Genomic DNA, 12,052 nt, shown 5'->3' with positions numbered 1-12,052 from the left:
AGGTGGCCGGGCGCGCTGTTCGCGCCGGCCGTGTCTGCTAGACAGCTGTCTCCTGTACCTGACGTCGATGCACAAGATTCAACCTCGGCTTCGGCACCGGTCTTGCCTTAGGTTCGGCAGCGAGCGAGCGCTCCAGTTGCTGCAGGCGTTCAGTCACGCCTTGCGCCTCGCTTGGCGCTTCGATAGTCGCCTGGGCGGTTTGCATGACCTTGTCGATGGCTTCGAACGGGTCTACACCATTCCTGGACAGCTTCATGACCTGACGCTGTTTTTCTGCATCCAGTGCGTCCAGTTGGGCGTAGAACATCTTCTGGATGTGCTCGGAGTAGCTGTTGAGGTTATCCGTGAAAGTCTTGATGCTGTCGATAAGCGCAGCACCTCCATCGAGAAGAGCCCTCGCGCCGTCTACGGCTTTTGCAGCGCCGTCGCCCAGCGTTTTCAGCCCGTCCTTGAGCTCTTGGGTGTGCAGTGTCTGCGCTGCTTTCAAACCCTTCTTGAAAAAGTGGTAACGCAATACCGGAAACACTATTGCCCCCGCGATTGCCCCTGCGCCGGAACCGATGGCGTTGCCGATTCCGGGTACCACGGTGCCGATGACACTGCCGATGGCGATGCCTTTGCCGATACCGTAAAAGACCGATTTGATGCCGGCCCGGGAGGTGATGAATTTGCCGAACGTCATGCTTTTGCGCACCTCCTCGATGTTCTGGCCTTCAGGAATCAGGCCATCGAACTCGGTGGTCAGGTTGTGCAATTGCTCCGCCGCAGTTTGCGCTTTATCAAAAATACCCACCGCTTTTCTGATCAGGTCAAACACCACCTTGAAGGCACCGGTCTGGTCGACATGGACGATCGGGTTGTTACCGACAAAACCATACAGATTCAACCCATCCACATCCCCCGCCGGATCAGCACTGACCCAACGCTGTAACCACGGCGCGTAATAGCGGGCGCCGTAGTAGTACAAACCGCTGACATCCATTTCCTTACCGGAATAACGGATGAAGCGGTATTCGATTTCCGATTCCGGCGCCATCCATGCGGTTTCGCCGAACGGGTAATAGCCTTCTGCGCTGGTGACCACAGCGTCTTCATTGAGCTCCATCACGCAAGAGCCTAGGTGGTCTTCGAGGGTGTAGCGCATCTGGTCGTCCATCGGTGCTGAACGTTGCGCCCAATGCAGGCAGCGCGCGTTACCGAGGCTGATGATGTGCAGCTCTTCGCCGTTGTCTTTGCTGCGGATTTCCAGCCCTGGCAGGTAACGCACCAAGTGGAAGTGGCGGACCTTGTCGGTGAACCATTCATGACATTTGAGGACCCGCTGGCCCGCGCTGTACTGGTAATACTCGGCATCGTTATCGCTGTCCTGACGGATAACCAGATCCACGCGCTCCAGCTCATTACGGCTGTTCCAGTGCAATGACGGACCGTGGTGCAGCTTGCGTTGATTGCCGTGCGGGTCGAACCAGATGTCGAAGTCCGGCGGCTCGTCACCTGTTTGCCAACGCACCCCGCGATTGCTTTTCTGGTCGATGCACATCGTGCGGGTACGACTGTTGCCGTCGCGCTGATGACGCAACTCGGCCAGATTGCCGCCATCGTCGTAGCTATACGTCTGGATGTAATTGAGGCGGTTTCGCTCGTCGGGCGGTCGCGGCAGGCCGGGAATGTCCGGGGGCAGGGCGTCGTCATGACCGGTCGCACGGATCAGGCGATACAGGGAGTCGTAGTCGAATTCACGGTGACCGTCGACCCGTTGATTGGCGAACCAGGTTGGCTCGAAGGCATGGTCTTCGATGCGGATGATATTGCCGACGCGATCGTAGAAATATTGCAGATCCTGCAATCTGGGGTGAGCGGTTTTCTGACTGGTGCGCGTATGCAGGCGTCCATCGGCCGGGTCATACGTCCACTGACTCAGGACACCGTTACCGGCCAGTTGCGAGATGATCTGATTGTTGGCGTTGTACTGCGCATCCAGCAAGACCTGCGTGGCTTTCGTCTCGACTTGCAGCTCCATTTGCCTGAGTTGCCCGGCAAGACCATAGCGCGATGCTCTGCGATGGCCGCCGGCATCGGTTTGCTCCAGCACCGTGCCCAGCGGGCTGAACACCTGATGGCTGGTGAAAGCCTGTGTGTCCTGGAAAGTTCGGGTTTCCTGCATTGGCTGGCCGGCGAGGGAATAGCTGGATATCGCCAGAACACCAGACGCATCGGTTTGCTTGATCAACCGTCCGCGCAGGTTGTGGTTGGTGGTGTCGGCGCCACCGGCGTAGAGGAAGGTTTCGACCTCTTCCTCTTCCTCCTCATCCTTTCTGGTGACCTGGAGTCTGACGACACGCAGCTGGTCGTCAAAGGTCGATCGCCAGACATGGCCGCGCTCGTCCCAACGTTGCCGAGGCTCACCGGCCAGTCCCGGCAGTACCAAACGCCAGCCGGCATCGACGCTGTCGATTTTCAACACGGTGCCGTTGAGCGAGTAGTGAGTAGTGAGGTTGGGTGCAGATAAGCGCGGATCCCGTTTTTCTAGCAGGCGCCCGGCAGGGTTGTGAGTCTGGCAGGTGATCAGGGGCTTGATTTCTCCATGCGTCGTTGCACACAGATAGGCAATATGCCTGACAACCAAAGCCCGAGGATCCTTGACCTGCACGCTTGGCGTATGGATATGCGTTGATCTATTCAAGGGCCAGGTGCTCATGATTTATCCAGGCGCAGAACCACGGCAAAACTGCCTGAAGGTAGGCGAACTTGTTTACGCCGTCTTTTGACCGCTGTATTGGCGATACCTGCCAATCAACTCAATACCGCGCCTTGCTTCAGCCATGCGCACGGAAATTTCTTTCTTGATCCGATCCCGGCTGATTGAGCTGGAGTTCTGGGTTCCGACGCTACCTTTTGCAAGATCCAGCGCAAAACCGAATGAGCCCACCAGGCCTTGGTCATAAAACTCGTTGACTCCGATTTCACTGAAAGCCGCATTGATGTCGCTTTGGTCCTGTTCAAGCATGTCGATAATCAAACCCAACGCTGTCTCGAGGTCATCAATTTCGATATCCCTTAAACCGGCCAGCGCTGTGGCTGTGTCCTTCCCCGCGTAAGCAATGGCCATCATGTCACTCGCAGCGGGTACCTGCGCAAACTTGCTGAGCGTTTTCTCGGCTACTGTTCCGATCAGCTTATTTGCTCCCTCGGAAGTCCGAGGATCATAAGATCTGGCTATTTTTTTTGCGTATCTCAGAGGGGTTAAAATGCTCGTTGTGGCGTTGCTGTGAATGCTCTCGGGATTCAGTTTTTTGGCATCGGGCAGGACGGGAGTGGAAACAGTTGTAATTTCGCCGAGTTTGTCCATTGCCGCGCCGGAGATTTTTGAGGCGACAATCCCTCCGATAAATGTCCCGACTCCGGGCAATATCAGCGTCCCAAGTGCTTCGCCGCCTTTCCCTGCTGTCGTGGTGGCAACTCCCTTGCCAATGTTGAAGCCTGTGTTTATGGCCATGCGTTTGGAAATGTCCGTAGCGCTGAACAGTCCGTTCAATTGCCGATTGTACGTTTGCAGCTCATTGCCCAGGTTATCCAGGACTTTTGCGTAGGTCGCGATGTCCTGTCTGACGTCAGACGGTAAGTCTTTTTTGTTACCGTCGTTATCGATGAACAGAATCGGGTTGTTACCGACAAAACCATACAGGTTCAACCCATCCACATCCCCCGCCGGATCAGCACTGACCCAACGCTGCAACCACGGCGCGTAATAACGGGCGCCGTAGTAATACAAACCGCTGACATCCATTTCCTTGCCGGAATAACGGATGAAGCGGTATTCGATTTCCGATTCCGGGGCCATCCATGCGGTTTCGCCGAACGGGTAATAGCCTTCTGCGCTGGTGACCACAGCGTCTTCATTGAGCTCCATCACGCAAGAGCCTAGGTGGTCTTCGAGGGTGTAGCGCATCTGGTCGTCTATCGGCGCTGAACGTTGCGCCCAATGCAGGCAGCGCGCGTTACCGAGGCTGATGATGTGCAGCTCTTCGCCGTTGTCTTTGCTGCGGATTTCCAGCCCTGGCAGGTAACGCACCTGGTGGAAGTGGCGGACCTTGTCGGTGAACCATTCATGACATTTGAGGACCCGCTGGCCCGCGCTGTACTGGTAATACTCGGCATCGTTATCGCTGTCCTGACGGATAACCAGATCCACGCGCTCCAGCTCGTCACGGCTGTTCCAGTGCAATGACGGACCGTGGCGCAGCTTGCGTTGATTGCCGTGCGGGTCGAACCAGATGTCGAAGTCCGGCGGCTCGTCACCTGTTTGCCAACGCACCCCGCGATTGCTTTTCTGGTCGATGCACATCGTGCGGGTACGACTGTTGCCGTCGCGCTGATGACGCAACTCGGCCAGATTGCCGCCATCGTCGTAGCTATACGTCTGGGTGTAATTGAGGCGGTTTCGCTCGTCGGGCGGTCGCGGCAGGCCGGGAATGTCCGGGGGCAGGGCGTCGTCATGACCGGTCGCGCGGATCAGGCGATACAGGGAGTCGTAGCTGAATTCACGGTGGCCGTCGACCCGTTGATTGGCGAACCAGGTGGGCTCGAAGGCGTGGTCTTCGATGCGGATGATATTGCCGACGCGATCGTAGAAATATTGCAGATCCTGCAATGCGGGTTGGCCGGGCTTATGGCTGATCCGGGTGCGCAAGCGTCCGTCGGCTGGATCGTAGGTCCATTCGCTGAGCACACCGTTGCCGTCCTCTTGCTCGATGAGCTGGCCATTGGCGTTGTAGTGCGCATCCTCCAGGACTTGCGTGATGTTTGCCTTCACTTGCAAGTGCATTTGCCTGAGTTGCCCGGCAAGACCATAGCGCGAGGTTCTGCGATGGCCGCCGGCGTCGGTCTGTTCAAGCACGGCGCCAAGCGGACTGAACACCTGATGGCTGGTGAACGCTTGGTGATCATCAAATGTGCGCTTTTCCACCAGTGTCTGTCCGGTGAGGGCATAGCTGGTGATATCCAGCGAGCCTGACGGATCTGTCTGCCGGATCAACCGGCCGCGCAGGTTGGAGTCTGCTCCGGCGGAGCCGGGGGCGTAAGTGAAGGTATCGAGCTGATTTTCGCCGTTTCCCGACACTTCGAGCTGCACCACGCGCAATTGCCCGTCAAAGGTCGATTGCCAGACATGGCCGCGCGCGTCCCAGCGGTGTCCGGGCTCCCCGGCCCTGCCCGGCAGCAGCAGGCGCCAGCCGCTATCCCGGCTGTTGGTAAACACGGCGATATCGTTCAGCGAAAACACGGTAGTTGTGTTCGCGATCGGCAGGCGCGGATCCTGTTGCGCGACCAGGCGCCCGGCGACATCGTGGTGCTGGCGGGTCACGAGTGCGCTAGGCGTGTCGCCCGCCACGGTACGCAAATAAGCGACCTGACGGACTGGCAGGCCACGTCCGTCGCTGACGGTCAGCGAAGGCGTGCGCCAATGTGTGGAGGCGCTCATGCGCCTGACCCACGCGTAGACACCACCTCTTCAGCGGTGTCGTTGAAGTCTTCGCTGGTGTGATACCAGGGATGATACGTCTCGCGGGAAAAGTCGCCCTTGGCGTTGATCAGCTTGATCGGACGTCCCGTTGCGTCATAGAACAGCTGATCGAAGAGCCCGAGTTGGCGCAGCGATTGATCATTGACGTAGCGGTGCGTGTTAGCGAAAAACGGCCGGTATTGGCGCTGCGCGAGACCTTTGTTGTTGTATTCGACGCGTTCGCTGATACGCCAGCGTGTCTGCGTCGGTTGCTCACCTTCTTCGATCAGCAATTGACCATCCTCACCCACCACATAAGCCAGTCCGGGGTCGACCTTCTGCTGGGTTTGCAGTACCCGACCAAAGCCATCGATGCAGGTTTTGACGATCTGGATCTGTGCCTTGACGGTGTCGTAGGGATAGCGGTCGGCACTGAGCACCACGGTGTGTACCGGCTCTCGGTACGCCAGTTCAATGGCCTCGAGCAATTGCTGGTCTTCAGGCGTCAGATTGAGGCTTTGCGCGAGCCGGCGACGTGCGCTGGCGCGGATCTGCCCGCCGGGCAACAGATCGCCCTGCTTGATTGACAGGGTTTGAAGCGTGGAGGCGGGTATCAGGCCCATCCAACTGAACAGGTTTTTGTGCAGGGTGCTGGCTGCGTTTTTTACAGTGTCCTCCGGATACTGGATGGCCTGTTCCGGACTGGGGGCCGGCAAGGTCCAGTCATCGGTCAGCTTGTCGAATCCGGCAGGTTGGCCATTCTCGGTACCGTGAAAGCTGATGACCAGCGGCTGACCGGAAGGCTCATGGATGACTTCTTCAGTGTTGTCGTTGGCGTCGGTGATTCGCTTGGGTTTCAGGGCGTGGTAATCGAATTCCGCGACCTGCACGGCACAACCGTCGGGCAACTCCATGCGCATGACCGTCAGCCAGTGTTGATCGTATTCGGCTTTGGTCACGCCATGGCTTGGCGTTTCGTTGAAATCGAGCACTTTATAGAACGCTTGCAAGTCGCCGTACCGAGCCAGATTGAACCGCGACGACCAAAGATCTTGTTCCTCACTCGGCGTCGCTTCGAACAGCATCGGCATGGGCGAGTAACCAATTGCCTTGAGGGCCTCGCGAATGTTCAGATCCGGCACAATGCTGTAAGCGTCCAGCGCGGTCTTGTCCAGCAGGGCAAGCTCCAGAGAATGCGGCAGGGCTTCGAATCCGGCGACGCCGTCTTCCAGTTCAATACCCTCTACGTCCACATAGTGCTGTATGGATTGGGAAGTCAGTACCCGTTCGATGGCCCATTCTTGCGAATCCTGCAGCGTTCTCAAGGATTCAAAAGACACCTGTGCCGGGTTCAGCTCGCCGGGTAGCGTACCTTTGGCCAATTTCAGCGCATCGCCCCGTTCCTGATAGGGCAAGCCCAGTCGCCATTGCTGCGGCTCTGGCAGATTGATCAGACGCGCACGGGTCTCACTGATGTAAAAGTATTGCTGCGCCTCGTCGTGAGCGTCGGACCACCATTGATTCAGGTGGTCCTCGGTGAAGGGTGGCGGGCTCTGGGCGGTCAACCTGCGCGCATAGCTCACCGTCAGTGCATGGGTCGCGGCGCCATAAGCGTCCCAGCGCAGGCTGACATCGTGGCGGCACAGCGGGTCATTGATAAAGCCGTCGTACTGATAACTGATTGCTTCAACCTGAAGGGGCAGCAGAACGGCTGCGGCATATGGCCCCTGGGGCCGCACCTCGCGCACCAGATAACGCTTTTCCTCTACCGAGTACAGCTTGGCAGCGCCAGGTACCTGCGAATCTTCCTGGTAGGCAAGGGTCTCCGTTCGGGCGACCGAGCCGACCAGTGCCTGCGCAATCCGGTAGCGACTGTCGGCATCTTCCGGGGTGACAGGCTCATCGATTTCACCTTTGGGGTGATAACGACTGAACAGGGTTTCGCCCAACGGGCAGGCGTCCACGTCCGCGGTGAAATAATCCTCGCGGGAACGATTCATTTCCTGCCCGTTGTGAAACCAGGTGCATGTTTGCACCGGCTCGTTGAAGCCAGGCTCTGAAGGATCGGCTCCAATCTCGCAGTCAAGTTGCTGCAAATAGCCGAACCCGCGAAATTCCCGTTCCCTGCCGTCGTAGAACCCTTCGCGCCAGGTGAATGACTGGGTCAACCGGTTGTCGGTGATCTCGTCGTGTTGCTCCTGTTTCTTCACCACGGGCAGCGGAAACGGCAGATGACATACCGGTGCACGCGCAAGTGCCAGCAGCCGCTCCTTTTCATCCAGCCATTCCTGAGCCGAACTGCGATAAGTCACGCTGCTGGAGTAACCCATGTTGTTGTTGCTGTTGACCAGCAGATAGGGCTTGGCTGCAACAAAATCGTAGCGCCAATGCCGAGGCTGGATATGCGGCACCGTCAGAATCAGGCTGGCGCAACCGAGGCCTTGCAGGTCGGCGAAACTGACCTGGCACAAGCGGTCATAGCGCACCTCTTCGGGCCACGGCACGCTGACGGGAATCTGCTCCAGACCGTTGCCGCCCCGGTTCAGGTAAATGTCGAATCCTTCGGATCGCAGATAGATCAGCGCGGGCGCGCCGGAGCCATCGAGGTCGGCCAGGCGCACTCGTGCGGCGTCGAATTCGTCGTAGGTGAAGGGCAGGGCACTGATCTTGCGACCTTGACCGAATTTGCCATGACCAAGATTCGGCCAACAGCGGACTTCGTCATGGCGGATGCGACACAGCTCGGGCATGTCGCTGCCGAGCAGATTGCCCAGAAGCACCAGTTCGGTTCGCGAGTTGCTGAATACCGGCAGACGGTCGTCTTCGTATGCATGGGGGATTTCCTGTGCGGCGGCGAAGCCTTTTTCGCGCAGGCTGGCATAGAGCCTCACACGATCGTGGCTGATGCTGGCCGCTGACATCAGGCCGTCCCCGCTGAAATCCCCCATGGTCAAAGTCAGATCCTGGTGTTCCCGGGGAAACGTGTCGAACGCGCTGAACAATTCGAATTGTCGCTGCGCATTCAGCGCATGGAACCCGCAGTAACCCAACCGGGCGATGATCAGGTCCAGGCGCCCATCGCCGGTCAGATCCAGCAGTTGCGCCACGGCGCGGTTACGATCTGCCACCGGGATCTTGTCCAGCAGAGCCCATGGGCCGTAACCGATCAGTTCGGTACCAGGCGCCGCGCGCAGCGGCTCGCGGTAGTACCAGGCGTTGTCATAGCGGCAGAGAAAACCCGGCACGCCCTCGCCATACAGATCGACACATTGGTAGAACCCGCCGTCTTCGATGCCCGGTTGAGTCTCGTTTTCCAACAGGCGTGCAGGTGTCTTGTTGATCTCGAAGGGCGAGTATTCGAACTCTAGCGGCGGTGAATGCTCGACATTGCCTTGCGCATCGAAGGCCTGATAGTGCGCCGCGCTGATCTGGCTGTAGGCCCACGGAGCAGAGTTCTGGATAGGTCGATATTCCAGCAGCAGGCGACGTACAAGCTTCGCCTCTGTCGCCAGCCCTTCGGGGAAGTGATGAAACATCAACACTTGCTGGCACAGCCTGCGGGTGCTCAGTTCAAAACCCTGGCCATAGGTGGAAAACGGATCCGGTCGCAGCCGCCAGCGGTTCACTTCTTCGTAGCTCGGGGTCTCCGTCAGCGAACTGCTGCGTTCGCCGTAATCGAACACCAGTTGAAAATGCCAAGGCAAATCCGTCGGCCGGTCGGTGTCCCAGCTATAGAGACGGTCGCTCGCCGTGGCATTGCCATAACACACCCGGCGCAGATAGCGCTGGGCGCGGTAGTCGTGAATCGGATCGTGCTCGTCAGGCTGATCGTCGGGCTTGTACTCGTAGCAGATGTGTTCGCCATGGGCGTTCATGCTTTCACACAGCAGCCAGCTACTGATGCGCGATTCGTCGTCGGGGTCGGCACGGCGTGAGGCGCTGGTTTTGCCGTAGACATGCAACGTGCCGTCGGCACCGTGGACCAGCCAGAAGGGGGCTCCACCGTCAGCCGGATGCCAGCATTCGCGCAGGGAAAAATCGCTTTCGATCCGCGCCCGGTAAGACACGACGTTGTGTTCGGGAATGGGGCGGTCTCTGTAGCTGTGTTCCGTGCGCGACTTCAAGTCTCCGGCATCATCGAGCTCCGGCATCCACACCTCGCCGTCATGCCCGATGATTTCATCGTGCTCGGTATAACGTGGAACACCTTTGTTGGTGCGGCGACTGATCTGGCTCAGGCCCAGGTGGCAACCAAGGCCAAACGGACCGTTACCGCTCTGGCTGTTGATTGCCAAGGGTATTTGCGGGTCGTAGCCACGACCGCTCGATAGCGGGATCAGCAATTCGCATCCAGCCGAGGCGGTCGGCCCGACGGCGCTCCAGCTTTTGCCGATGGTGGCGATCGATGAGCTTTTGGCGATGGAAGGAGCTGTGATGCTGAGGTCTTGATCGGCCATGGTCGAGTCCATTCGCGCTACATAGGGCGTATGGATAGACGCTAACAGGAGTGGGCCGGAGATGGACCTGTCAGATCTGACAGGTGCGCAAGATCATTTTCTGTGCATGGGAAATTCTGTTATCGCGATTGGTTTGAACAAGCAAAAACGGCCGGGGCATCTTTGCGGATGCACCGGCCGTTTTGATGACGCCAGAGGCTTACTGCACTTCTACCGCCAGGCTTTCGCTGATCTTCTGTTGCCAGATCGCCGGGCCAGTGATGTGTACCGACTCACCTTTGCTGTCCACCGCTACGGTGACCGGCATGTCCTTGACCTCGAACTCGTAGATCGCTTCCATGCCCAGCTCGGCAAATGCCAGCACCTTGGACTTCTTGATCGCTTGCGCAACCAGGTACGCAGCGCCGCCGACTGCCATCAGGTACACAGCCTTGTTGTCCTTGATCGCGTCGATCGCGGTCGGGCCGCGCTCGGACTTGCCGATCATGCCCAGCAGGCCGGTCTGCTCGAGGATCTGGCGGGTGAACTTGTCCATCCGCGTTGCGGTGGTAGGACCCGCCGGGCCAACCACTTCGTCACCGACCGGATCAACCGGGCCGACGTAATAGATGAAACGACCTTTCAGATCCACCGGCAGGGTTTCACCCTTGTTCAGCATCTCGACCATGCGCTTGTGCGCGGCGTCGCGACCGGTGAGCATCTTGCCGTTGAGCAGCACGGTTTCGCCCGGCTTCCAGCTCTGCACGTCTTCCGGGGTCAGGGTGTCGAGGTTGACACGACGCGCCGACGGGCCGGCTTCCCAGACGATTTCCGGGTAGGCGTCCAGCGGTGGCGCTTCCAGCGAGGCCGGGCCGGAACCGTCGAGCACGAAGTGTGCGTGACGGGTGGCGGCGCAGTTGGGGATCATGCACACCGGCAAGGATGCGGCGTGGGTCGGGTAATCCATGATCTTCACGTCGAGCACGGTGGTCAGGCCACCGAGGCCCTGGGCGCCGATACCCAACTGGTTGACCTTCTCGAACAGTTCCAGACGCATTTCTTCGATGCGGTTCTGCGGGCCACGGGCCTTGAGCTCGTGAATGTCGATGGATTCCATCAACACTTCCTTGGCCATCACCGCGGCTTTCTCGGCGGTGCCGCCGATGCCGATGCCGAGCATGCCCGGCGGACACCAGCCGGCGCCCATGGTTGGCACGGTTTTCAAGACCCAGTCGACGATCGAGTCGGACGGGTTGAGCATGGCCATTTTCGACTTGTTCTCGGAACCGCCGCCCTTGGCCGCCACGTCCACTTCCACGGTGTTACCCGGGACGATGGAGTAGTGGATCACCGCCGGGGTGTTGTCCTTGGTGTTCTTGCGAGCGCCTGCCGGGTCGGCAAGGATCGAGGCACGCAGGACGTTTTCCGGCAGGTTGTAGGCGCGACGCACGCCTTCGTTGATCATGTCGTCCAGGCCCATGGTGGCGCCATCCCAGCGCACATCCATGCCGACACGGACGAACACGGTGACGATACCGGTGTCCTGGCAGATCGGGCGATGGCCGGTGGCGCACATGCGCGAGTTGATCAGGATCTGCGCCATCGAATCACGGGCCGCTGGCGACTCTTCGCGCAGGTAGGCTTCGTGCATCGCCTGGATGAAATCCACGGGGTGGTAATAGGAAATGAACTGCAGGGCGTCGGCAACGCTCTGAATCAGGTCATCTTGCTTGATCACGGTCATGAGTCGCGCTCCTCTGAAACACGGGAACATTCTATGGGGCAGCTTGAGGCTTTCGGCTCACAGCTGATCCTCTGGCACGCCGGGGCTGCTGGCGCGACGCTAAAAAGGCGCGGCAGTATACCGCGCCTCGGTGGGGCGTACACGCGCCGGCAGTCATTCGTTGGTCGCATGGGTGGGCGAATATCGGACAGCGGGTTTGCACTTCAGGATCGCCCCCCTCACCCCAGCCCTCTCCCCCAGATGGGGCGAGGGGGAAAGGGAGCCGATCTTCATCTTGTTCAAAAACTAAGTCCGGCTCAGGAAAATGAAGCTGTTTTGTGCCGTTTCCAGACTCGAGTTCGGCGCGATGTTTGAAGTCGGTGTAACTCGGAT

The 12,052-nt window shown here is 58.9% G+C and carries 4 protein-coding genes; all 4 read right to left on the bottom strand.

What is annotated here, in order from left to right; all coding sequences use genetic code 11:
* Positions 1-37 precede the first annotated feature (37 nt).
* Positions 38-2,698: an RHS repeat domain-containing protein gene (locus AB9L16_RS19990; protein ID WP_375122594.1), complete on the bottom strand. Its 2,661-nt coding sequence runs from the start codon at positions 2,696-2,698 to the stop codon at positions 38-40.
* A 54-nt stretch (positions 2,699-2,752) separates the two neighbouring features.
* Positions 2,753-5,479 (bottom strand): RHS repeat domain-containing protein, encoded by a 2,727-nt coding sequence (locus AB9L16_RS19985; RefSeq protein ID WP_375122593.1) that lies wholly within the window; start codon positions 5,477-5,479, stop codon positions 2,753-2,755.
* Complete coding sequence (locus AB9L16_RS19980; RefSeq protein WP_375122592.1) at positions 5,476-9,957, bottom strand: SpvB/TcaC N-terminal domain-containing protein; 4,482 nt, start codon at positions 9,955-9,957, stop codon at positions 5,476-5,478. Before AB9L16_RS19980 ends, AB9L16_RS19985 begins: the two co-directional genes overlap by 4 nt.
* Positions 9,958-10,156: 199 nt before the next feature.
* Positions 10,157-11,680 (bottom strand): fumarate hydratase, encoded by a 1,524-nt coding sequence (locus AB9L16_RS19975; RefSeq protein WP_016773454.1) that lies wholly within the window; start codon positions 11,678-11,680, stop codon positions 10,157-10,159.
* Positions 11,681-12,052: the final 372 nt, after the last annotated feature.

It is taken from the genome of Pseudomonas sp. LW8 (assembly GCF_041956865.1).
In the GTDB taxonomy this organism is placed as follows: domain Bacteria; phylum Pseudomonadota; class Gammaproteobacteria; order Pseudomonadales; family Pseudomonadaceae; genus Aquipseudomonas; species Aquipseudomonas siliginis.
Note: the sequence above shows the minus strand (reverse complement) of the source record. Positions and strands in the feature narration are given on the sequence as shown.

Bases quoted from the DNA above. Each gene is read 5' to 3' on its own strand.
- AB9L16_RS19990 (WP_375122594.1), bottom strand. From the start codon at position 2,698: ATGAGCACCTGGCCCTTGAATAGATCAACGCATATCCATACGCCAAGC.
- AB9L16_RS19985 (WP_375122593.1), bottom strand. From the start codon at position 5,479: ATGAGCGCCTCCACACATTGGCGCACGCCTTCGCTGACCGTCAGCGAC.
- AB9L16_RS19980 (WP_375122592.1), bottom strand. From the start codon at position 9,957: ATGGCCGATCAAGACCTCAGCATCACAGCTCCTTCCATCGCCAAAAGC.
- AB9L16_RS19975 (WP_016773454.1), bottom strand. From the start codon at position 11,680: ATGACCGTGATCAAGCAAGATGACCTGATTCAGAGCGTTGCCGACGCC.